The 25385-nt window shown below is 31.8% G+C and carries 18 protein-coding genes and 2 pseudogenes; 18 read left to right on the forward strand and 2 right to left on the reverse strand.

The genetic code is table 11. The features are described 5' to 3' along the window. The first annotated feature begins 20 nt into the window (after positions 1 to 20). The 14 genes and pseudogenes from hsdR to larC all read left to right on the forward strand — a co-directional run bounded on the left by hsdR (position 21) and on the right by larC (position 16452). The gene (hsdR, locus tag J2Z76_RS12025) at positions 21 to 3287 is read left to right on the forward strand and encodes a type I restriction-modification system endonuclease (protein WP_209512309.1); all 3267 of its coding nucleotides are present in this window, start codon (positions 21 to 23) and stop codon (positions 3285 to 3287) included. After that, positions 3288 to 4703, forward strand: coding sequence for a class I SAM-dependent DNA methyltransferase (locus J2Z76_RS12030; protein WP_209512310.1), 1416 nt, complete (start codon positions 3288 to 3290; stop codon positions 4701 to 4703). A gap of 1 nt (position 4704) precedes the next feature. Further along, the gene (locus tag J2Z76_RS12035) at positions 4705 to 6141 is read left to right on the forward strand and encodes a restriction endonuclease subunit S (RefSeq protein WP_209512311.1); all 1437 of its coding nucleotides are present in this window, start codon (positions 4705 to 4707) and stop codon (positions 6139 to 6141) included. A 12-nt stretch (positions 6142 to 6153) separates the two neighbouring features. Then, the gene (locus tag J2Z76_RS12040; protein WP_209512312.1) at positions 6154 to 7728 is read left to right on the forward strand and encodes a Y-family DNA polymerase; all 1575 of its coding nucleotides are present in this window, start codon (positions 6154 to 6156) and stop codon (positions 7726 to 7728) included. Next, a pseudogene (locus J2Z76_RS12045) lies at positions 7725 to 8155 on the forward strand (YolD-like family protein). Before J2Z76_RS12040 ends, J2Z76_RS12045 begins: the two are co-directional and overlap by 4 nt. A gap of 479 nt (positions 8156 to 8634) precedes the next feature. Further along, positions 8635 to 9138, forward strand: coding sequence for a biotin transporter BioY (locus J2Z76_RS12050; protein WP_342455043.1), 504 nt, complete (start codon positions 8635 to 8637; stop codon positions 9136 to 9138). Between the two features lie 56 nt (positions 9139 to 9194). Continuing rightward, on the forward strand, positions 9195 to 10151 hold the full coding sequence (bioB, locus tag J2Z76_RS12055) for a biotin synthase BioB (protein ID WP_209512409.1): 957 nt from the start codon (positions 9195 to 9197) through the stop codon (positions 10149 to 10151). A gap of 305 nt (positions 10152 to 10456) precedes the next feature. Continuing rightward, on the forward strand, positions 10457 to 10606 hold the full coding sequence (locus J2Z76_RS16700) for a DUF3842 family protein (protein WP_342455047.1): 150 nt from the start codon (positions 10457 to 10459) through the stop codon (positions 10604 to 10606). A 234-nt stretch (positions 10607 to 10840) separates the two neighbouring features. Then, a complete protein-coding gene (locus J2Z76_RS12065) occupies positions 10841 to 11893 on the forward strand; it encodes an energy-coupling factor ABC transporter permease (protein WP_209512314.1) in 1053 nt (350 codons plus the stop codon). A gap of 17 nt (positions 11894 to 11910) precedes the next feature. Beyond that, entirely contained in the window at positions 11911 to 12717 is an 807-nt protein-coding gene (cbiQ, locus tag J2Z76_RS12070; protein WP_209512315.1) for a cobalt ECF transporter T component CbiQ, read from the forward strand. 2 nt (positions 12718 to 12719) lie between these two features. Next, complete coding sequence (locus J2Z76_RS12075) at positions 12720 to 13472, forward strand: energy-coupling factor ABC transporter ATP-binding protein (RefSeq protein WP_209512316.1); 753 nt, start codon at positions 12720 to 12722, stop codon at positions 13470 to 13472. Positions 13473 to 13566: 94 nt separating this feature from the next. After that, complete coding sequence (larE, locus tag J2Z76_RS12080) at positions 13567 to 14394, forward strand: ATP-dependent sacrificial sulfur transferase LarE (protein WP_209512317.1); 828 nt, start codon at positions 13567 to 13569, stop codon at positions 14392 to 14394. A gap of 1 nt (position 14395) precedes the next feature. Then, entirely contained in the window at positions 14396 to 15160 is a 765-nt protein-coding gene (gene larB, locus J2Z76_RS12085; protein WP_209512318.1) for a nickel pincer cofactor biosynthesis protein LarB, read from the forward strand. Between the two features lie 45 nt (positions 15161 to 15205). Beyond that, positions 15206 to 16452, forward strand: a pseudogene (gene larC / locus J2Z76_RS12090) (nickel pincer cofactor biosynthesis protein LarC). Positions 16453 to 16530: 78 nt separating this feature from the next. Here larC and J2Z76_RS12095 read toward each other — a convergent pair. Both J2Z76_RS12095 and J2Z76_RS12100 read right to left on the reverse strand, forming a co-directional pair. After that, entirely contained in the window at positions 16531 to 16983 is a 453-nt protein-coding gene (locus J2Z76_RS12095) for a universal stress protein (RefSeq protein WP_209512319.1), read from the reverse strand. 253 nt (positions 16984 to 17236) lie between these two features. Further along, entirely contained in the window at positions 17237 to 19477 is a 2241-nt protein-coding gene (locus J2Z76_RS12100; protein ID WP_209512320.1) for a putative bifunctional diguanylate cyclase/phosphodiesterase, read from the reverse strand. 425 nt (positions 19478 to 19902) lie between these two features. Here J2Z76_RS12100 and J2Z76_RS12105 point away from each other — a divergent pair, with 425 nt between their 5' ends. The 4 genes from J2Z76_RS12105 to J2Z76_RS12120 all read left to right on the forward strand — a co-directional run bounded on the left by J2Z76_RS12105 (position 19903) and on the right by J2Z76_RS12120 (position 25380). After that, positions 19903 to 22254 (forward strand): ATP-dependent helicase, encoded by a 2352-nt coding sequence (locus tag J2Z76_RS12105; protein ID WP_245210442.1) that lies wholly within the window; start codon positions 19903 to 19905, stop codon positions 22252 to 22254. A gap of 12 nt (positions 22255 to 22266) precedes the next feature. After that, positions 22267 to 24222 carry an NAD-dependent DNA ligase LigA gene (gene ligA, locus J2Z76_RS12110; RefSeq protein WP_209512321.1) on the forward strand — a complete coding sequence of 652 codons (1956 nt, stop codon included), beginning with the start codon at positions 22267 to 22269 and terminating at the stop codon, positions 24220 to 24222. Between the two features lie 61 nt (positions 24223 to 24283). Then, positions 24284 to 24859, forward strand: a complete 576-nt coding sequence (locus J2Z76_RS12115) for a xanthine phosphoribosyltransferase (protein ID WP_209512322.1) — start codon at positions 24284 to 24286, stop codon at positions 24857 to 24859. A gap of 158 nt (positions 24860 to 25017) precedes the next feature. After that, entirely contained in the window at positions 25018 to 25380 is a 363-nt protein-coding gene (locus J2Z76_RS12120) for an ArsR/SmtB family transcription factor (RefSeq protein ID WP_245210443.1), read from the forward strand. The last annotated feature ends 5 nt before the right edge of the window (positions 25381 to 25385 follow it).

Consider the following 25385-nt stretch of genomic DNA (forward strand, 5'->3'; position numbering starts at 1 on the left):
TTATTTGTGGGAGGTACTAAATGTCCAATAATTTCAAATTTTTAGAGTCAATATGGCCGGGATTATCACAACTTGGTCAATTAGCTGAAAAGAATATATATCAAGATTCTAACACCACGCTTATTAAGTTGGGTATGTTTGCTGAGCGTTTGGTTGATTATATGTTTGCATACGATAATATTGAAATGCCTTATGATACAACCCAAGTGAATAAGATTCGTACTTTAAAGCAAAATGGTTGTATTCCTTATAGTATAGATCAGATTTTATATACAATTCGTAAGTCAAGAAATGATGCAGCTCATGTAGCTTATGAAGATGTTGAAATGGCGAAAACTAATACAAGCCTTACCTTTAAATTGGCTGTATGGTTCATGCAGACATATGGTGATTGGAACTTTGAAGCACCTAAATACATTGAGCCGGTTCAGGTACAAGAACAATATACTGTCGATCAATTAAAAACGGAATCTGATGAAATCACCAAACAATACGAAGAAGATTTAGCAAAATTAAAAGATGAGTTAGATCGGTTCAGAAAAGCTGCTACAGCTGAAGAAACCAACGATAGAAAACAAAAATCAGCGAAAGCTGCATCTCTAATTAAACTCAACGAAGCTGAAACAAGAGTAATTATTGATCAACAGCTTCGAGATAGTGGTTGGGAAGTAGATTCAGTTGAATTAAATTATAAGAAGAATAAAACATTACCCTTAAAGAAGAAAAGTGTAGCAATTGCAGAATGGGAAACTAATGCAGTAGGTTCCAGAGCAAAAGGCTGGGCTGACTACGCCTTATTTATAGACCAACAACTTGTTGGGATCGTCGAAGCTAAGCGAGGTAGCAAGGATGTTCAAGCTGATATAGAACAGTCTAAGGGCTATGCTAAAGCAATTAAAGAAGAACATGGCGAATATGTTATTGATAAATGGGATGACTATAAAGTGCCCTTCCTATTTGCTACCAATGGTAGAAAATATTTGAAGCAACTTCAAGAAAAATCAGGGGTATGGTTTCTAGATGCTAGAAAACCAACAAACCATCCTAAAGCCCTTATGTCTTGGCATTCACCAGAAGGTCTTATGAATATGATTAAGCATGACCTAGAGAAGGCTAAAGAGAATTTGAAAAACGAGCCATTTGTATACTTGCAAGATCCAAAAGGTTTAGGACTTCGAGATTATCAGATCAAGGCCATTAAAAATGTTGAAATAGCCCTAGATAAAGGTCAAGAAAACATTTTATTATCAATGGCAACTGGAACTGGTAAAACAAGAACTACTATGGGTCTTATTTATCGGTTGATTAAGAGCGACCGTTTTAGAAGAGTGCTATTTTTAGTAGATAGGTCTTCGCTGGGAGAACAAGCAGAAGATTCTTTTAACGATAGCTTTATTGAAGGATTGGATACATTTACAAATATTTATGATGTAAAAGTTCTTGGTGAGAAAACGCCTGAATTAACGACAAAGTTACATATTTCTACTGTGCAAGGAATGGTAAGAAGGATTCTTTATTCAGATACGGATATACCATCAATTGATACCTACGATTGTATCGTTGTAGATGAAGCTCATAGAGGCTATATCCTTGATAAAGAAATGGGTGAAGTTGAGCAAGAGTTTAGAAGTCAAGAGGATTATATCAGTAAATATAGAGCTGTAATAGAATATTTTGATGCTGTGAAAATCGCATTAACAGCTACACCTGCGCTACATACAAGTTCAATATTCGGATTACCTGTATTTCAATACACATATCGAGAAGCCGTTATTGATGGTTATTTGGTTGATCATGAACCACCACATAAAATCATAACGGATTTAAGTGACGATGGTATTCAGTATAGTTCTGGTGATGTTGTGCCAATTTATGATCCAGTAACCAATGAAATAACCAATAGTGCAGAGCTTCCAGATGATATGAAGATTGAAGTTGAGCAGTTTAATAAGAAAGTTGTTAATGAGAATTTTAACAAGGTGGTATTAGATGAGATTACAGATTACATTATCCCCACTGGTCCGGAAAAGACATTAATATTTGCAGCAACTGATCTTCATGCAGATATGATTGTTCGTATAATGAAAGATCAGTATGAAGAAAAAGGGTATAGTCTTAATGATAATGCTATTATGAAAATTACTGGATCTATTCATGATCCGCTAGAAGCGATAAAAAGATTTAAAAATGAAGTAAATCCTGTTATTGCAGTAACTGTAGATCTTCTAACCACAGGAATTGATGTGCCTGCAATTTGCAACTTGGTATTCTTAAGACGTGTAAGATCTCGCATTCTGTATGAGCAAATGATAGGACGAGGAACAAGGCTGTGTGATGACATTAAGAAAACACACTTTAATATCTACGATGCAGTGAAGCTATATGAAGGATTACAAGATATGTCAAATATGAAACCAGTGGTCACAAAGACCAAAGTTTCTTTAGAAACGTTATTAGATGAACTAGACCAACTTGAAATAACTGATCATAAGAAATTTCATATTGACACAGTTATAGCTAAGATGCAACGAAAAAAAAGGCGATTAGATGATGATACCATTGAGTTATTCAAGGGTAAGGCTAATGGATTGTCACCAAATCAATTTATTGAAAAGGTTAGAAATGCAGATTTAGAGGGAGCAACGAAACTTTTAAATGATTACAAAGAAGCGGTTGTGTTACTGGATAAAGTTATATACAATCCTTCTCAAATAATATATTCAACCCATGCTGATCAACTCAGAGAACATAGTGTTGGCTATGGTGATACAACTAAACCAGAAGACTATCTACAGGAATTTGGTCAGTTTATTATGGACAATATGAATAAAATTCCGGCACTAGAAATTGTATGTCAAAGGCCACAAGAATTAACAAGAGAATCATTAAGGCAATTACAATTAGAGCTTAAGGAACATGGTTATACAGAGATTAATCTAAACCATGCATATAATAAAGTTACTAATGAAGATATTGTTGCAGATATTATTAGTTTTGTTAGACAGCAGGCTCTTGGAGATGCTTTATTAAGTCATGAAGAGCGTATTAGCAATGCCATGAGAAAAGTAAGAAAAATGCAACAATGGAAACCAATCCAAATGCAGTGGTTGGATCGGATAGAGTCACAATTAATGAAAGAGAATATTATTGACAGAGAATCCTTTGAAAAAGGTGCATTTAAGAGTAATGGTGGCTATGATAGAATCAACAAGTTCTTAGGTAATCAACTAGATACAATTATTAAAGTATTAAATGAAAATCTATACACAGAAGTGGAGACGGCATAAATGAATACCAATGAAATAGTAAGCAAATTATGGAACTTATGTAATGTATTAAGGGATGATGGGATTACCTATCATCAGTATGTATCGGAATTAACATATATTCTTTTCTTAAAGATGTCAAAGGAAAGAGATGTAGAGACCAATATTCCTGAAGAATATCGTTGGGACAGATTGGTTGAAAAAGATGGTGTAGAGCTAAAAAACTTTTACAGACAACTTTTACTTGATCTTGGCACTAAGAGCGAAGGCAGAATTAAAGAAATTTATACCAATGCCAATTCCAATATTGATGAACCAAAGAACCTTGAAAAGATTATTAAGTCTATCGATCAATTAGACTGGTATAGTGCAAAAGAAGAAGGTCTTGGAAATCTATATGAAGGGCTATTAGAAAAGAATGCCAATGAGAAAAAATCAGGAGCAGGGCAGTATTTTACACCAAGACCACTAATCAATGTTATGGTTCAACTCATAGATCCTCAACCAGGTGAAAAATGTAATGACCCTGCAGCTGGTACATTTGGTTTCATGATTGCCGCAGATCAACATATTAAGAATAAAAACAATGACCTTTTTGATTTGAGTGAAAAAGAACAAGAATTTCAAAAAAAAGAAGCATTTACTGGTTGTGAGCTAGTTCAAGAGACACACAGATTAGCACTAATGAATGCGATGTTACATGATATTGAAAGTGATATTTATCTTGGAGATACATTGACTAGTTTGGGTACTAAGATGAAGAACTTTGATGTGGTATTAACGAATCCGCCATTTGGGACAAAAAAGGGTGGTGAGAGAGCTTCAAGAGATGATTTAACGTTCTTAACGTCAAATAAACAATTGAACTTCTTGCAACATATATATAGATCGCTGAAGAAAGATGGTAAGGCTAGAGCGGCAGTTGTATTACCAGATAATGTATTGTTTCAAGATGGTGACGGACAGAAGATTCGTGAAGACTTAATGGATAAATGTAATCTTCATACAATTCTTCGCTTACCTACAGGGATATTTTATGCGCAAGGGGTTAAAACAAATGTGTTATTTTTTGAGCGTGGAATTACAGAAGAGCACAATACTAAGAATGTATGGTTCTATGATTTAAGAACTAATATGAATAACTTTGGTAAGCGTAATCCATTGAATGAAAGTCACTTTGAAGGATTTATTAAAGCATACTTAGCGGAGGATAGAAGTAAGGTTGATGATGAACGTTTTAATGTGTTTACCAGAGAAGAAATAAAGGATAAAAACAATTCATTAGATCTAGGTTTGATTAGAGATGATTCGTTGACTGAGTATGAAGACCTTCCAGATCCCATTGAAAGTGCTGAAGAAGCAGCAAGTAAGTTAGAAGAAGCAGCTGATCTTCTTATGAGTGTTGTTAAAGAGCTTAGACACTTGGGGGGAGAGTAGTATGGCTGTTGAAATGAAGTTTGAAGATATTCACATTGAAGCTAAGGATCAACCGTATCAAATCCCTTCAAATTGGAAATGGACAAAATTAGGAGTGATTGGAAATTACATAAATGGAAAAGCATTTAAATCAAGTGATTGGAGAGAAAAAGGAAAACCTATAATAAGGATTCAGAATTTAACAGGTACTAATAATACCTATAACTATTTTGATGGAGAAATCGATGAAAAGTATTATGTTCAGAGTGGAGATTTTTTGATTTCATGGTCAGCAACACTAGGTGCATTTATCTGGCAAGGTGAAAATGCTCTACTCAACCAACACATTTTCAAGGTAGATAGTTATATTAATAAGAAGTTTCACTATTATTTGGTTCAAGAAGTTATTGAAGAATTATATAGAAATACACATGGTTCAGGTATGGTTCATGTTACAAAGACTATATTCAATAATATTTTAGTACCACTCCCGCCCTTACCAGAACAACAACGTATCGTCAACCGAATTGAATCTTTATTTGAGAAAATTGATAAAGCAGAGACTTTAATCAATGAAGCTCGTGAAGGTTTTGAAAAGCGAAAAGAAGCAATATTGGCTAAGGCTTTTCGTGGGGAATTGACTGAGAAATGGCGTGAAGAGCATGGGACGTATTCTAATGCATCTAATGAACTAGAGGCATTAAAGAGTCAAAGGTTAGAAAGATATAACTCATTAATCGCTATTGCCAAAAAAGAAGGGCTAAAAAAGCCTAAAAAAGATTATGATTTTTCCTATGAGAGAAATGATGTTTTACCTGAAGGGTGGGTTGAATCAAAATTAGATAATCTTGTTTATTTTGCAGGACGAATTGGATGGAAAGGTTTAAAAGCAGACGAGTATGTTGAAGACGGACCTATGCTATTGTCGGTATACAATTTGAATTATGGGGATTATGTTGATTATTCGGAAGTGAATAGGATTACTGATGAAAGATATATTGAAAGTCCGGAGATTATGGTTCAAAATGATGATATATTATTGACGAAAGATGGAGCCGGAATAGGTAAGTTAGGATTTGTAAAAGGTTTGGAAGAGAAGGCAACAGTTAACTCCTCGTTATTGTTAATAAGAGCTGATAATTCAATGATTCCTAAATACTTATATTACTTTTTAAAGGGGCCTGATATGCAGCAAGTTGTTAGGGAGAGAATTACAGGAAGTACTACGCCTCATCTTTTTCAGAGGGATATCAAGAATTTCATTATTACTATACCTCCTGTGGAAGAGCAGAAAGCAATTATTAATATCCTTGACAGTCTTACTGAGGAGCAAGAAAAAATTGATGGGATTACTTTATTAAGCGACCATATTGAATTATTGAAGAAATCAATATTGTCAAAAGCTTTTAGAGGTGAACTAGGAACAAATGATCCAGAAGAATTGAGTATAGTATTATAGTAAATAATATAGATGTACCAAATCATTGTCAGGAGGGGTAAAGTGGCTAAAAATGAAAAGATTGAATTCATTAAATCATTTATAGCAATTGATTTGAAGTCCTTCTATGCATCGGTGGAGTGTATGGAACGAGGGCTTGATCCATTGACTACTAACCTAGTTGTAGCTGATGCAAGTCGAACTGAAAAAACCATATGTCTTGCTGTCTCTCCTTCCCTAAAAGCATATGGAGTTACCGGTAGAGCAAGGCTGTTTGAGGTGATTCAGAAAGTCAAGGAAGTAAATGCAAAACGGTTAAATAAAGCACCAGGGCGAGCTTTTTCAGGCGCTTCCTTTAACGACACTGAAGTGAAATCTTCATCTGATATCGCATTGGACTACATCGCTGCTCCGCCGAGAATGGCATATTATATGGAGTATAGCACTCAGATTTACAATATTTACTTGAAGTACATTGCTCCTGAAGATATTCATGTTTACTCCATCGACGAGGTATTCATTGATGCCACAAATTATTTGAACACCTACAATCTTTCGGCGCATGAACTTGCTATGAAAATGATTTTGGATGTTCTTGAAACGACTGGTATTACAGCAACAGCAGGAATTGGCACAAACCTGTATCTTTGCAAGGTTGCGATGGATATTAGGGCAAAACACATTCCAACCAATGAAAAAGGTGTGAAGATCGCAGAATTGGACGAAATGAGCTACCGTCGCTTACTGTGGTCACATCGTCCTCTTACAGACTTTTGGCGCGTTGGCAAAGGATATGCTAAGAAGTTGGAAGAACAAGGTCTCTTTACAATGGGAGATATTGCAAGATGTTCTATTGGTAAGGCTAAGGATTACTATAACGAGGATTTACTATACAAGATGTTCGGCATAAATGCTGAGTTGTTGATTGACCATGCGTGGGGATGGGAACCATGTACTATTGCTGATATTAAGGCATATAAGCCAAGCACAAACAGTATTGGATCAGGGCAGGTGTTGCACTCTGCCTATACCTCTGACAAAGCGAAATTGATTGTGCGAGAAATGACTGATTTGATTGTCCTTGACTTGGTGGATAAAAGGCTTGTGACAGATCAACTTGTTTTAACGGTGGGATATGATATTGAAAATCTGACAAACCCTGAAAATAAGAAATCATATCATGGGGAGATTACCACTGATCACTACGGACGTTCAGTTCCGAAGTCAGCACATGGTACAACAAATCTTGACAGACAGACCTCCTCTACAATGTTGATTATGGATGCCGTTACAGAATTATTTGACCGCATTGTTGATAAAAATCTTTTAATCAGGAGAGTTAATATTACTGCTAATCATGTTGTTGATGAGGCAACTATTCAAAAGGCTGATAACTTTGAACAGCTTGATCTTTTTACTGATTACGAGGATATGAAAAAGAAAAAAGAGGAAGAAGAAGTCGAACTTATGCGTGAGAAAAAAATGCAGAAGACAATATTGGAGATAAAAAATAAATACGGAAAGAACGCCATTATAAAAGGTATGAATCTGGAAGAAGGCGCTACCACATTAGAACGGAATAAGCAGATAGGAGGGCACAAGGCATGATGGAAAAATATGATGATATCATAAATCTACCACACCATGTCTCTGCGACACACCCTCATATGCCAGCTATTGACCGGGCAGCTCAGTTTTCCCCATTCGCCGCACTGACTGGATATGATGCTGCTATAAAAGAAACCGCAAGATTGACTGATGAGAGAGTTGAATTGGATAAATATATGAAGGATGTTTTGAGGGATAGGCTTCAAATCATAGTAGACCAGCTCAAAGAGCATCCAGAAATAGCAATTACCTACTTCAGTCAGATGAAAAGAAAAATGGTGGTGGCTATGTTACTGTTATAGGTACGGCTAAAAAGATAGACGAATATGAACGAGTTATTGTTATGACCGATGGCGCAAGAATTCCCATTGATGAAATCATCAGCATTGAGGGGCAGATATTTGAAACCAAGTGTGAGGACGAATAATGATAAATTTAGATATTTAATTTTGAGTATAGTTGTTTTACAACATTAGTAGGTTATAAGCCAGTAGTATAGGCATGAGTATTTTTTAAACAATTCAATAGTATTATGTGATAATGATATTATAGCAAAAAATAAATATGGGAGAGTGTAATGGGAATTAATTAGACGATTTGGTCATTAGATAATAAAAGGGAATTAAATAGATCTCAAAGTGTCAGCGAAGCAGAGTTACTTATATAATTTTTTGAATGATATTTATCATAGTTTCTGCAAATCCTAAAAAATTATTAAATGTGATATATTAAGCAGTTATGACAGCTAATCAGATGTCGTTAACCTTAAAAATAAAATTGGTTGACAATAAAACTAGAGTAAAGTATAATACATAATGTATTCATGAAATAGAATAACGCTAGTACATAAAAAGGGAGCACATTATGAGAAATGAAAAAATAATTAATCTTACTCTAATTGGTCTTATGGCTGCAGTTACCTGTATTTTAGGACCACTATCCATTATAATTCCTATTTCGCCAGTTCCAATATCATTTACTAACCTTGCTATTTACTTTACTGTTATTTTACTTGGCGGGAAAAAGGGTACTATTTGCTACTTAGTTTATCTTCTAATTGGATTTGTAGGAATACCTGTTTTCTCGGGTTTTACATCAGGTCCTGCTAAGTTGTTAGGCCCAACTGGAGGTTACCTAATTGGGTTCATCTTTATGGCGATGATTGCCGGATCTTTTGTTGACAAATTCCCAGGTAAAGTCTACATGTATGTATTGGGAATGATGTTTGGAACAATTGTAACATATGCTTTAGGGACAGCCTGGTTATCTTATCAAGCAAACATGACTTTTGATCAAGCTTTGTTTGCAGGCGTAATTCCATACATCATCGGTGATATTGTAAAGATTATAATCGCAACTCTTTTAGGATCTACAATAAAAAAACATGTACAAAGAGCTGGATACCTATAATCTTTAGAGACTTTAATAACTTAATATATCAGAAGAAAGGCAAAAATACTATGGATATCATAAAATTATCACAGGAAATAATTGAGGGAAGAATACTAAAGCGTAACGAGGATTTAAGTTTTTTTGCTACTGAAAATTTAGATGAACTTTGTCAAGCCGCTGACAGTATCCGTAAAGCATTATGTGGTGATGATGTTGATTTATGTGCTATTATCAACGGAAGAAGCGGCAGTTGTAGTGAAAATTGCAAATTCTGTGCCCAAAGCAGTTACCACCATACTGGAATCGAAAAATATAGTTTTTTAGATACGGATATGATTGTAGCAGATTGCAAAAAGCATGCAGATAAAGGTGTACACCGCTATTCTATTGTAACAGCTGGACGCGACTTAAAAGGAAAAGACTTAGAAGCAGCTTGTAATACCTATAAAAGAATGAATGAGGAATGCGATATAGATTTGTGCGCTTCCCATGGTTTGCTTTCGGAAGAAGCATTTATTGCTTTAAAAGAAAGTGGTGTATCTATGTATCACGAAAATATAGAAACATCAAAAAGAAATTTTCCTAATGTTTGCACAACTCATACATATGAAGATAAGATAAATGGAATTAAACTTGCACATAGGTTAGGGTTCAATGTCTGTTCTGGCGGAATTATTGGAATGGGAGAATCGTTTGAAGATCGTTTGGATATGGCTGTTAGTTTAGCAGAACTAGGGGTGCAATCCATTCCTATTAATGCCTTAATGCCAATTAGTGGAACTGCTTATGAAAATCTTGAATGCCTGACGGAAGATGAAATACTAAGAACTGTAGCAATGTTCCGCTTTATTAATCCAGCAGCTAGGATTAGATTAGCAGCAGGAAGAATTCTTATGGAGAATTCTGGAATACGGGCTTTCAATGCAGGTGCCAATGCTACTATAACTGGAGACTTATTAACTACATCCGGCAATAATATTGACAAAGACAAAGAAATGCTAACTCAGATAGGATTTAAAATATGTTGCTAAGTATAATCACAACAAGCTTAATGTCAAAGATATATATATATAAATAAAAATAGCAATAAGTGTATATTTATTGTTATTTTTTTATGCTTTTTTGTTATGTTAATAGGTCGATATATATATTGGGGAAATAAAAAATTCGAAGAAAATAATTCAACATAATTATTGCTTGAAAATTGATTAAATATATTGTATAATCATATGGATATGATTTAGGAGCTGTATATATGAAAGTAAGATTATATTTTCATGTAGATTCAAATCTCTTAAAGTATTAAAAGAGCATACCATTTATAAGAATAGCTGTAATTGATGGTAAAGGTGGAGGCATTGGAAGTCAGGTTGTAGAAAGACTGAAGTCTTTGAAAAACTGTGATATTGAAATCATTGCTATGGGGACGAACTCTCAAGCGACTTCAAGTATGTTAAAATCGGGTGCAGATGGTTTTCAACAGTAAAAAAAAAATATTAAATGAAAAATAAAACCACGAAGGTTTAATCACTTAAGAATGAGTGCTTACTTTGTGGTTTTCTTATATGCTAGGAAAGTTTTTTCCTAGTATATAAAAGTAAGGGTTGCAAAGGACGGGGTGTCCTTTGTCATTAAGGAGTGTGCTCAGTGAAGGAGGACATAGGTCCCCTAGCAGAAGTTGAGTAGATACTTTTTTGTTATTAAAAAGGAGATGATAATTATGCATATGGCTGATGCTTTAATTTCACCAGTTGTAGGGGGTACAATGTTTGCTGTTACAGCAGGAATTGCATCCTATTCGGTGAAAAAAGTACAAACAAAATTTGACGGAAAATTAGAATTAAATGAAAAGAAAATTCCATTAATGGGAGTAATGGGTGCATTTGTATTTGCTGCACAAATGATTAATTTTACAATACCTGGTACAGGCTCTAGTGGTCATATCGGAGGTGGTATCCTTTTAGCTGCCTTGCTTGGTCCATACGCAGGATTTTTGACAATGGCATGTATATTAACTATACAAGCATTATTTTTTGCAGATGGAGGATTATTGGCATTAGGATGCAATATTTTTAATATGGGATTTTACACATGTTTTATTGCTTACAACTTAATTTATAAGAAAATAGTAAAAAACGAAATATCAAAGAAGAAAATATTTATTGCATCATTGTTATCGGTAATTACTGGATTGCAGTTAGGTGCTTTTAGTGTAGTATTAGAAACAGCTTTTTCTGGTAAAACAGAGCTTCCTTTTGGTCCATTTTTACTGTTAATGCAACCTATTCATTTAGCTATTGGAATTATAGAAGGATTGATAACATCTGCTGTAATATCTTTTGTTTGGAATGCGCGCCCAGAAATATTAGAAACTATTAAATCCGGGCAAGTACATAAAAAAGTATCATATAAAAAAATAATTATAGTTTTATTATGTGCTATTGTTTTAATTGGTGGTGTAGTATCTTTGTATGCTTCTTCAAATCCTGATGGGTTAGAATGGTCTATTGAAAAAATTACTGGTAGTTCTGAAGTGGAATATACTGGTGCATTTCATGAATTTATAGGAAGTGTACAGGAAAAAATTGCATTTCTACCCGATTATGGGTTTAAAAATAGTTCAAATGAACAAATGAAGTCTAATATCCCTGTTAGTGCTGGAACCTCAGTTTCAGGAATAATCGGCAGTTTATTAACAGCTGTTTTAGCGATATTAATTGGTGTGACAACAAATGTTTATAGGAAACTTAAGAAAGGTGCAAATCAAAATTAAATGATAGGTTTAACAAGATGTCAAATATAACAAGTTCCATATATAAAATAAGGTTTTTGGATGAAATGTCTCAAAGGTGTACCGTTATACATAAACTTCATCCACTGGTTAAACTAATTGTAAGCATTGTATACATCATAACAACTGTTTCGTTCGATAAATATGAAATTATTAATTTGATTCCATTGGCCGTTTATCCAATTGTCATTTTTAATTTGGGTGATATTCCATTTATGCCTGTATTTAAACGTTCTTTGATTGTTTTGCCAATAGTATTGGGTGTGGGAATTTTTAATCCCATAATAGATAAAGAACCAATTATTATCTTTGCAAATGTATTTATTTCAAGGGGATGGATTTCATATTTAGGTTTGGTTATAAAATGTTTTTTTACAGTATTATGTGCATTGCTGTTTATATCAACAACTAGCATTGACAATATAGCTATGTCTCTAAGTAAGTTGAAGGTACCAAAAATATTTACAATACAGTTTTTATTGACTTATCGTTATATATATGTTTTGATAGAAGAATTTGCAAACATTTGGACTGCTTATACACTAAGGGCTCCCAAACAAAAAGGAATACATTATAAATCTTGGGGCTCGCTCTTGGGACAGCTGTTGATGCGAACATATGATAGAGCTCAAAGCATTTACTATTGCATGGTGTTGCGTGGATATAATGGAGAATATCATCAGAGTGAAGAAGAGAAGTTATACTTAAAAGATTATATATATTTGTTTATATGGATTTGTTTTATGGTTTTGGTTAGGTTTTACAATATCCCAGTATTGTTGGGTAGTATAATGACAGGAGTTTAATTATGAGTCAGCATAAGGTTATTCTAAAAAATATTTTTTATACATATCCTGATGGTAAAAAAGCTATCAATGGTATTAGCTTTGAGATTAATCATGGCGAGTCAGTCGCAATTGTAGGGTCAAATGGTGCTGGTAAATCTACACTACTTTTATCTATGGTGGGCATATTGTCTCCTGATAGCGGAGATATTCGCATTGGAGATTTAGCTGTAATAAAAAAGAATTTTTCAACTATTAGGCAGAAAATTGGGTTTACTTTTCAAAATGCTGACGACCAATTATTTAATGCTACCGTATATGATGATGTTGCATTTGGCCCAAGAAGTTATAAATTATCAGAAATTGAAGTGAAAAAAAGAGTCGAAAGAGCATTGGAGATTGTCGGTGCTTCTCATTTGATGGAAAGACCACCATATAAACTTTCGGGGGGAGAAAAACGTTCTGTTTCAATTGCATCAGTTTTATCAATGGAACCTGATATTTTATTAATGGATGAGCCCTCTTCCGCATTAGATCCAAAAAGCAGGAGAAGATTAATAAATTTATTAAAAGACTTTACCCATACTAAAATTATAGCTACTCATGATTTAGATTTGGTTTTAGACGTATGTGAAAGAACCATTGTTTTAGGTAATGGACAAATATTAGCTGATGGTAGCACACAAAAGATATTAAATGATGGAGAATTACTAGACAGATGTGGATTGGAAAAACCATTTGCACTGCAAAGTTGTCCAATATGTTCAAAAAGATGAACATTTTAAGAATTAATACTAGAAATGCAGATGATATGTGGAGAGACATGTTTAATAAAATTAAGGTAATTATAAATATTTTGAGAGGTATATAATGGACGAGAAATATCTAAAGTTAAGAGAAATTTTAAATGAGATGGGCAGTGTTGCTGTAGCATTTTCTGGTGGAGTAGATAGCACATTTTTATTAGCTGTAGCAAATGACGTTTTAAAAGAAAATGCAGCAGGCATCAATGTAAGTGCATCAATGTATCCTAAAAAAGATACCGATGAAACCGAAAATTTAGCTAAATCATTAAATGCAAAATTTATTCCTATCATTGGAGATGAATGGAATATAGAAGGGCTTGTTGCTAATGAGCCAGATAGATGTTATCACTGTAAAACTGCTGTATTTTCAACAATTATTAATACAGCAAATAATAATGGGTTTAAATATGTAGTTGATGGAACTAATGCAGATGACACAGCAGATTTTAGACCTGGAATGAAAGCATTAAAAGAATTGGGAGTAAGAAGTCCACTTAAAGAAGCTAACTTAACAAAAGCTGAAATTAGAGAACTTTCTAAGAAATTAAATGTACCGACATGGAATAAGCCTTCAATGGCATGTCTAGCATCTCGTATTCCATATGGCACTAAAATTACAAAAGAAAATTTGAAAATGGTTGAAAACTGTGAGAATTACTTGTTGGATTTAGGATATACAGGTTTCAGAGTAAGATATCATGGTAATCTTGCAAGAATCGAATTAAAAATGGAAGATATTCTGAATTTCATAGAAAAAGACAGAGAAAATGTAATTAAGAATTTTAAAAGCTTTGGATTTAATTATGTAACTTTAGATTTACAAGGATACAGAGTAGGAAGTTTCAATGAGGAAGTAAGTCAGGATATTAAAGAAGTTTGGGGAGTGAAATAATTTGAATAAAGATGAATTAAAATATTTTTTAGAGCAAGTTAAAAATGAAGAGATATCAGTGGATTCTGCTGTTGAAAAATTAAAAGAACTTCCATTTACTGAAATTGGAGATTATGCTAAAATAGATAATCATAGAGCACTTAGAAATGGTTATCCAGAAGTAATATTTTGTCAAGGAAAATCTCTTGAACATATTAATGGAATAATATCTAAAATGCTAGAATTAGGAGAAAATAATATTTTAGCAACTAGAGCAAGCAAAGAAGTTTATGAAAGTGTTTGTAAAATAACTGATCATGCAATATATTACGATTTAGCGAGAATTATTGTTATTAAAAGAAAAGAAATTATTAAAACTAAAAAAAATATTCTAATTATGACTGGTGGAACTGCAGATATTCCTGTTGCTGAAGAAGCAGCTGTAACTGCTGAAGTTTTAGGAAATAGTGTGGAAAGGCTATATGATGTAGGTGTTGCTGGAATTCACAGATTGTTAGCGCGCCTTGATGTAATTTGTTCTGCAAATGTAATAATTTGTGTAGCAGGCATGGAAGGAGCACTTGGTAGTGTAGTAGGCGGACTTGTGGATGTACCAGTTATAGCAGTTCCTACAAGCGTTGGTTATGGAGCAAGTTTTAATGGTGTAGCTGCTTTGTTATCAATGTTAAATTCTTGTGCATCAGGTACTAGTGTAGTTAATATTGATAATGGTTTTGGAGCTGGATATACGGCTAGCATGATAAATAAATTAAATGGAGATGATTAAATGAACATACTTTATATGGATTGTTTTTCTGGAATTAGCGGTAATATGACAATTGGAGCATTTTTAGATTTAGGTGTAGATGAAAAAATGCTCATTAATGAACTTAACAAATTAAATGTTGATGGCTATAAAATTGAAATTAGTAAAAAAATTAAAAATGGAATAGAAGGTACTTATTTCGATGTTTTACTTGAAAATGAAGAACATGAGTATGAACATGAACATTCACATGAACATGTACACGACCATGCTCAACACGACCATGACCATACTCATCATGAACACGACCATCACGACCATCACGATCATGAGCATTCACATCACCATGATCATCAACAACATCTGCATAGAAATCTTTATGATGTTGAAAAGATAATTGATGATAGTGAATTATCACAAAAAGTAAAAAAATTATCTAAAAAGATATTTAACTATGTTGCAGTAGCTGAAGCTAAAGTGCATGGTAAAGCAATTTCTGAAGTCCATTTTCATGAAGTTGGTGCAATTGATTCAATAGTTGATATAATTGGTACAGCAATTTGTGTAGACAGTCTAAATATAGATAAAATAGTAGTTTCTAAACTTCATGTAGGAATGGGATTTGTTAAATGTCAACATGGATTAATGCCAATTCCAGCACCTGCTACTTTAGAAATAATTAAAAATGGAAAAATTCCAGTTTATTCTAAAGGCATTGAAGGCGAATTAGTAACACCTACTGGAGCAGCAATAGTTGCAGCACTAGCCGATGAATTTGGAAATCAACCTGATATGGAAATTGAAAAAATAGGATATGGTTCTGGATTCAAAGATTTTGAAATTCCTAATATGCTTAGATTGACTTTAGGAAAAAAAAAACTGATTTAGAGAAAATCATTTTAGCTGAAACTAATATTGATGATACTACTGGGGAAGTTTTAGGGTTTGTTATTGAAAGACTTTTAGATGCAGGTGCACTTGATGTATTTTTTACACCTATTTATATGAAAAAATGTCGACCAGCTGTAAAGTTAACTTTTTTGGCGAAACAGAGTGATATAGATAATTTAGAAAAAATTGTGTTTTCTGAAACATCTACAATAGGCATAAGAAAAATAGAAGTAAAAAGATCTACTATGAAAAGAAGCATTAGTTTGATAAAAACAAAATATGGTGATATTCATGTAAAAAAAGCAGTATATGGTGATATAAAAAAATATAGCGGTGAGTATGAGGATATGAAAAAAGCTGCAATTAAGTTTAATATACCTATTAAAGAAGTTTATGATGAAATAACAAATTTAGAGTTATAAGATTGTAGCGGACATGTTATAAAACAATATGTCCGCCCGCATATAAATATTATGTAGATTATTATATTAATTATTACTTTATTCATTAACCACTAATACAGGGCAATGGGCATCAGAGATAACTCTTTGTGTTACTGAACCAATAAAGAAACGTTCAATATGTGAAAAACCTCTGCGACCCATAACAATCAGGTCAAAATTCTCTTCTTTGGATAAATTTAAAATTTGTTCATATGCTACACCTTCTAAAACTATTTTATCAAGTTTAATATCAGCATAATCAAGAGTATTTATAATTGATTTTAACATTTTACTTTCTTGAGTTATCAATTCTTTAAGCATTTCTTTTCTATTTGCATAAAAAGCATTTTGAACATTAACTCCAAAAAAAGCATATTTTTCTTCAGATGGTAGGTTTACTACAGTTACTAATTTTACTTCACTTCCAAATTGTTTTGCTATGGAAATAGCCTGTTCGGCTGCCTTTCTTGATGCTTTGGAGCCATCTATAGGTACTAGTATCTTTTTCATTTTTACCTCCTATTAGTTTTTTACAAATGATATCGATTTCACTACATCATAAAGCAAGCCAGATAACGGCTTGCATCACAACGATTCAATAAATACATCAAGACAAAGACGAATGTCTTTGTTTCATTAATGGTATTTATTATATCATAAATAAATACCAAAGTAAATAAGCATTTAATTTTAGTATTATATACTTTGGAGTAACATTATAGTTTATATATTAAAATTTAAACATTTACTATTTAAAACTAAATTATATGTTTTGAGTATTTAACAATTCTTCTAAATGAGATACTGTCATTGGTTTTCCAAGTAAATATCCTTGTACCTCATCACATCCTAATTCTGTTAAAATATCTAATTGTTCCTGGAATTCTACTCCTTCAGCAATTGTTTTTATACCAATTGATTTTGCAAGCATAATTAGGGCTTTTACAATTTGAAAGTCGAAGTTGTCAGTTGATATAACATCAATTAATGGTTTAGCAATTTTAATTCGTTCAAAAGGAAATGTTTTAAGGTAGCTTAAGGAAGAATAGCCTGTACCAAAGTCATCAATAGAAATAGAAATTCCTAATGAGCTAAATAATGATTCTATCTGCTTAACCCTATATCCCCCTTCAATTGTAATGTTTTCTGTTATTTCAATATCTATGTATTCTGGTGAAACAGAGTTTTCATCTAAAAAACCTTTTAACTTAGAAATAAAATTTTTATTATCCAGTTGTTTGGGAGAAATATTGATTCCAACTTTAAGATAAATAGATTGATTACTCCATTTTGCTATTTGCTTGATTGCTTTTTCCATAACCCATTCACCAATTGAGTTAATATAATCTATTTCTTCTGCAATTGGAATGAATTCAACAGGAGATATTGAACCAAGATCTTTGTTATTCCACCTTAAAAGTGCTTCTGCTCCAATTGTTTTTTTATCTCTTATACTATATTGTGGTTGATAATATAATTCAAATTCATCATCATAAGATATTTTTTTTAGTAAATTTTCAATTTCATTTTTTCTATTGAGACTGTCTTTGAATTTAGTATTAAAAAAGATACATCTGTTTTTACCTTGAGCTTTTGCTTCATACATTGCAATATCTGCATTTTTTATAAGCGTATAGCTATCTTTTGCATCTAAAGGATAAATTGATATTCCTACACTTGCAGAAACATAAAATATATACTCTCCGATTTCAATAGGCTCACTGCATTTATCTATAATTACCAAAGCCAACTCTTCAATGACAGCATTATCTAATATGCCACGATAAACTAGAACAAATTCATCTCCACCTAAACGAGCCAAAATAAAATTTCCTTCACTTAAAATTTCGAGACGTTTAGATATTTCAATTAAAGCTTGATCTCCTACTTGATGTCCATACATATCATTAATTGTTTTGAAACGGTCTAAATCCATATAAAAAAGAGCGACACTTTCTAATGGTTTTAATGATTCGAGTTCTTTTTTTAAATTATCCATAAAGAAACGTCTATTATAAAGACATGTGAGGGTATCTTTATTAGATAAAAAATCAAGTTCTTTATTCTTGTTTTCTAGTTCATTATTTTTATCTGTAATTTCTTTAGTTCTTTGTTTGATTTTTTCTTCAAGTAAGAAGTTCATTTCCTTTTCCTTTACTAAAAGTTGTTCATTTTTTATAGAAGCCTGAATATAAGTGCTTAAGATATTATTTAATAATATAATGATCAAGAAATTTGTTATTTTTGGAATATTAATATCTTCAATTATTATTGCTAGTAACGGATAAATAAAAAGCAACATTTGTTTTTTATTATGGTTATAAGTTTTAGATTCACTATTTTTAGGTTTTGTAAAATATCTTTTATAAATTGAACCTGTGGCAAGAAATAAAAATGTACACATATAAGCATAATCAATTAAAGAGTTTGGTATATATGAATCACTAAAGTTAAGATGATAAAAATATAAGTCTGAAATTACATAAATCAATACACCAGCAAATATAAAGTTAATATATGTATCTATTTTTAAGTTTTTTGCTGATAAATAAAAGATAAAAATAATAACCAATATCAAAATATCAATAACAATAAATAATATGGAGGTTGGGCTTTGGGTAACAATTATTTTAACAATCCGTAGGTCTTCATGAAAAAATAAAATCCACAATAAAAGTAATATTGACAATGAGATGGATATTGAATCTAATAATAATTGAAGCATATTCCATTTTTTATACCTGGTTATGCCAAAAATAAATATTGGTACAAATAAAAATATACTCGTAGATGAATACAAAGTAGAAATTAAAATACTATCTTCAGGGTTGAAAGCTGTCAAAAAATAATAAAATGCCCATATTGTATCGGCTATTGTCCAAGTAAGGCAAGCTAAACTAAAAATCACCCAAATTGTTTTGTTAGCAAATGTTTCCTTGTCTTTAATTTCTAGTACAGTTTTATATAATATACTATATGTATGTAGTCCAACTATTGGCGACAATATATTTCCCCAAAAATCGGATTGAAATAATGTAGTAATAAAATATAAACCATATATAATGAACGTAATTGCAATTGTTTTCATAAAGCTTTTATTATACATAATGAAACATTCCTTTCAGAAATTCATGCATTGTCAGTAAATTTATATATACATACAATTGTTTAAACATATTAACATATGCTTTTATAAAAATCAATTATTCCCCATTGTTAGTATATTACAATTAATTAATAATTTATTTTGATATAATTATTTTTGTTTAATTTTATTATAATTTATAATTATTGAGGATAATTATTTTATATGATATAATAAATACATCAAGACAAAGACATTCGTCTTTGTCTTGATGTATTTATTGAATCGTAGTGATGCAAGCCGTTATCTGGCTTGCTTTATGATGTAATTAAATGTTATAAATGATGATTAGTTCAGTTAATGAACATAGATATAATGCAAATGGAGGAAATATGGATTTATTAAGTGGATTAAATGATAAACAAAGGCAAGCAGCAGAACATGACAAGGGTCCTATACTTGTAATAGCAGGGGCAGGTACAGGCAAAACTAGGGTTTTAACCCATAGAATTGCAAATATAATAAAAACAGGAAAAGCCAAACCATGGGAAATATTGGCGATTACATTTACAAATAAAGCAGCAAATGAAATGAAGGAAAGAATAGGACAACTTATTGATTTCTCTATAGATAAAATGTGGATTGGCACATTTCACGCTATTTGTGTGCGCATACTTAGAAGGGATATAGATAGAATAGGTTATGATAAGAATTTTGTTATATATGATACGGATGACCAAAAAACTCTTATAAAAGATTGTATAAAGGAAATGAATCTTGACACTAAAACATATAATGCTAATGTTATAAGAAGTATTATTAGTAATGAAAAAAACAATAGAAATATGCCAGATAAATTTATTGCTGAAAATTTTGGCAATTTTAATCTTAGAAATACAGGTGAAGTTTATTCTCTTTATGAGAAAAAGTTGAAAATTGCAAATGCACTTGATTTTGACGACTTGATTGTGAAAGCTCTTAAGCTGTTGGAAATGAATGAAGATGTGCTAGAGAGTTATCGCGAGAGATTCAAATATGTATTGGTTGATGAGTATCAGGATACAAATAGTGTTCAATATAATTTAGTAAAAATCCTTTCTAAAAAAACTACTGGTGAAAGTAATATATTTGTTGTTGGCGATGAGGATCAGTCCATATATGGATGGAGAGGTGCAGACATTAATAATATTCTTGATTTTGAAAAAGATTTCGAAGGAGCCAAAATAGTAAAACTTGAAAAAAACTATCGTTCTACTAATATAATATTAAATGCCGCCAATGGAGTTATTAAGAATAATTGTCAGAGAAAAGGTAAAAATTTATACACTGATTTTGAGGATGGTAATTTAATCAATCTTATTGAAACGGATAATGAAAAAGAAGAAGCTTTTATGATATCAGCTTTGATGAGAAAAGAACATAATAAAAATTCAATTAATTATTCAGATATGGCTATTCTTTATAGAACTAATGCACAATCTAGGGCGCTAGAAGAGGGCTTAATAAGAGAAGGAATCCCTTATAAAATAGTTGGTGGTCTCAAATTTTATGGTAGAAAAGAAATTAAGGACATAATGTCATACTTAATGTTAATACAAAATCAAAAAGATGATATAAGCTACAATAGAATTATAAATGTACCTAGAAGAAAAATAGGAAAAAAAACAGTAGATACTATTTATGAACATGCAAGAAGAAGTGAAGTTCCGATGTTTGAAGCATCATATGACGTTTTAGAATTAGGATTAACTCCTGCAGCTACTAAAAGTGTGCAGGATTTTGTAGCTATGATTGAAATGTTAATGATAAAAAAAGATGTTATGTCATTAAGTGAATTTATTCAAGCGGTATATGAAGATACTGGATATAGGAAAATGCTTTTAACAGACACTACTGTAGAGGGAAGAAGCAGGATTGAAAATATGGAAGAGTTTCTATCAGCTGCAAAGGACTTTGAGGAGAGATATGAAGAAAACAGTCTTGAAGATTTTCTATCTCATACATCATTGTTAGCAGATGTTGATAAAACTGATGATACTGAAAAAGATTGTGTAACACTGTTGACAATTCACAGTGCAAAAGGATTAGAGTATGATACAGTATTTGTGACAGGGCTAGAAGAAGGTATGTTTCCAATGATACGAAAAGATGATGAAGAGGAAGATTCGGAAGAGGAAAGAAGGCTATTCTATGTTGCAGTAACTAGAGCTAAAAGAATGCTTTATATAACTTATTCAAATGAAAGAATGGTGTTCGGACATCATGAATCAAGGCACAAGTCAAGATTCCTTGACGAAATTCCTTCGGAATGCTTTGAAGAAAGCACTCCTCAATCAATAGCTGAAAAGAAGATGAAATCTTTTGAAATGAATAATTTATTCAGCGAAAACAAATCATATAGTAATAGGGAAGTAAAATCAGGGCATTCTTTTATTGAGGCAAAAAATAAAAATTTATTCAAAGGAGCCATAAGCTTCAGTGACAATACAAATTATGATAGTGAAAAAAGAGTAGATTCTCCAAAACTTAAATCAGATAAATTAGCAGCAGGAGACAAAGTTATGCATAAGGCATGGGGTATAGGAACTATAGTTCAATTATCTGGTGAAGGCGAAGGGCAGAAAGCAGTAATTGCATTTGAGAATAAAGGAATAAAAAATGTTATGTTAAGTTATGCACCTATTGAAAAAGTATAATGAGGTATATGTATGGATAACAAGTTATTATTGATGAGAGAAAAGGTTGAAATATTAAATAAAGCAGCTAAATCATATTACCAAGAAAACAATGAAATTATGTCTAATATAGAATATGATAAGATTTATGATGAATTATTGGAATTAGAAAAAGAAACAGGCATTACATTATCTAACAGTCCTACTATACATGTTGGATATGAATTATTGTCTAACCTGCCAAAGGAGCGTCATGAAAAAGTTATGTTGTCTTTGGATAAAACAAAGGATATAGTAACTTTAAAGGATTGGCTTGGTAAAAAAGAAGGTGTTCTTTCTTGGAAATTAGACGGACTTACTATAGTGATGACTTATCTAGATGGAAAACTTATAAAGGCTGTAACTAGAGGAAATGGAGAAATTGGTGAAGTTATTACTAATAATGCAAAAGTGTTTACCAATATACCTCTTAGTATTCCATATAAGGGAAGTCTGATTTTAAGAGGAGAAGCAGTAATTCGTTATTCTGATTTTGAAAAAATAAACAATGTTATAGAAGATGTAGCATCTAAATATAAAAATCCGAGAAATCTTTGCAGTGGTTCTGTGAGGCAGCTGAATAATAAAATTACGGCAGAAAGAAATGTTAACTTTTTTGCATTTTCGCTAGTAAAAGCAGATGGAGTTGATTTTAAAAACTCAAGAATATCACAAATTAATTGGTTAAAGAGCCAGGGGTTTGATATTGTAGAATTTAAACAAGTAAATCACCTAAATATTGAAGAAACAGTTATATGGTTTGAAGAACACATCATAGAAAATGATTTTCCATCTGATGGATTGGTTTTAACATATGATGATATATCATATGGAGAATCATTAGGTACAACTGCAAAGTTTCCTAGAGATTCAATAGCATTTAAATGGCGAGATGAAATAAAAGAAACACATCTGTTAGAAATAGAATGGAGTGCATCTAGAACTGGCTTGATTAATCCTATAGCTATATTTGAACCAGTTGAACTTGAAGGAACGACAGTGAGCAGAGCAAGCGTGCATAATCTAAGCATCATGGAAGGACTTGAGTTAGGAATAGGCGACATAATAAATGTTTACAAAGCAAACATGATTATACCTCAAATATCTGGTAATTTAACTAGAAGCGGAAGTGTTCATGTACCAGAGCAATGTCCAGTATGCGGAGGCAAAACTTCAATTAAAAATGAAAATGATGTTAAAGTATTATATTGTATAAATGATGATTGTCTTGCAAAACAGATTAAACTTTTTACTCATTTTGTAAGCAGAGATGCAATGAATATAGAAGGATTATCAGAAGCGACAATAGAGAAACTTATAGCTAAGGGATTAATAAAAGAGCTTGCAGATATTTTTCATATAGAAAGGTATAAAGAAGAGATTGTTAAAATGGAAGGATTCGGTGAAAAATCGTTTAATAAATTAGTTTCTTCAGTCAATAAATCAGAAAAAACCAATACAACCAGACTACTTTATAGTCTAGGCATACCTAATGTAGGTTTATCAAATGCAAAATTAATATCTAAGAGATTTAAATATAATTGGGATGCTATAGAAAGTGCAACATATGATGATTTAGTTGAAATAGATGGAATTGGCGAGATTATGGCTGATACATATGTCAAATTTTTTAATAACGAGAAGAAAAAAGTTATAGTTAAGGATATTTTAAAAGAAATAGAACTAGAAGTTGTTGAAAAATCAAATGTAGAGCAAATCTTTGAAAACATTAATTTTGTTATTACAGGTTCGGTAGAACAATTTAAAAATAGAGATGAAATAAAAGAAATAATAGAAGAACGTGGAGGAAAAGTTACTGGTTCGGTATCGGCAAAAACAAATTATCTTATTAATAATGATAATTTATCTCAATCATCTAAAAATAAAAAAGCGAAGGAATTGGGAATAAGTATTGTCACTGAATCTCAGTTTATAGAAATGCTAAGATAGTTTTGTTATGTCGGACAAGTAATAATTATGTGGTGTACGAAGAGAAGGAGATATTATAGCAATGGATAAGTTAAAGGAAATCATAAACGAACGAGGAGAAATTAGGGATGGAAATATCCTAAAAGTTGATAGCTTTCTTAATCATCAACTTGATGCTGAGTTTCTTTATGAGATAGGAGAGGAATTCTACAGACTTTTTAGAAATGAAGGAATTACAAAGATAGTTACTATTGAAGTCAGTGGAATAGCAATAGCCTCAATGGCAGCATTGTTTTTTAAAGTTCCTGTAGTTTTTGCTAAAAAAACCGAAAGTATAAATTTAGATAAGGATGTTTATTCAGGCAAGGTGTATTCGTATACAAAAAAAAAGGAATACAACATTATGGTAAGTAAGAAATATTTAAATGAAAATGATAAACTTCTTATTATAGATGACTTTTTAGCTATAGGAAATGCAATGAAAGGGTTAATTGATGTAGCTAAACAGAGTGGTGCTGAAATTAAAGGAATAGGAATTGTTATAGAAAAGGGGTTCCAACAAGGTGGCAAATTTCTTAGAGAGGAAGGGTACAATCTAAAGAGCCTTGCAATTGTTGATGAAATGAAAAATGGTAGTGTTGTTTTTAGAGAAAACTAAATGTAGTGAATTAATTTACTTGGATAAAGCAAAGCTTATTATCCAAGTTTTTTATTGCAAAAATATTTTAGAAACTACTTGACAATTGAATAGTTGTTCAACTATAATAAATATAACAGTTGAACAACTATTCAACTATAAATAAGGAGGTTGATTTTTTGTCAAAGGATGAATTGTTTTGTGATTGCGAGGTTATTCATGCAGATGTTGTTGATAGTGTAAAGAAGAAAATGCCTGAAGAGAGTGAACTATATGATTTATCAGATTTCTTTAAAGTCCTTGGTGATAGTACTAGAGCTAAAATTATATGGGCGCTTGATGAAAGTGAAATGTGCGTATGTGATATAGCAGTGCTTTTAAACATGACTAAATCAGCAATATCACATCAACTTCGTTCGCTGAAACAGGCGAATTTAGTGAAATATAGAAAAGAAGGAAAAATAGTATTTTATTCATTGGCTGATGACCATGTAAAAGATATTTTTGAAAAGGGATTAGAACATATAAGAGAGAAAAAATAATTTGG

Source organism: Sedimentibacter acidaminivorans, from assembly GCF_017873955.1.
Classification (GTDB): Bacteria; Bacillota; Clostridia; order Tissierellales; family Sedimentibacteraceae; genus Sedimentibacter; species Sedimentibacter acidaminivorans.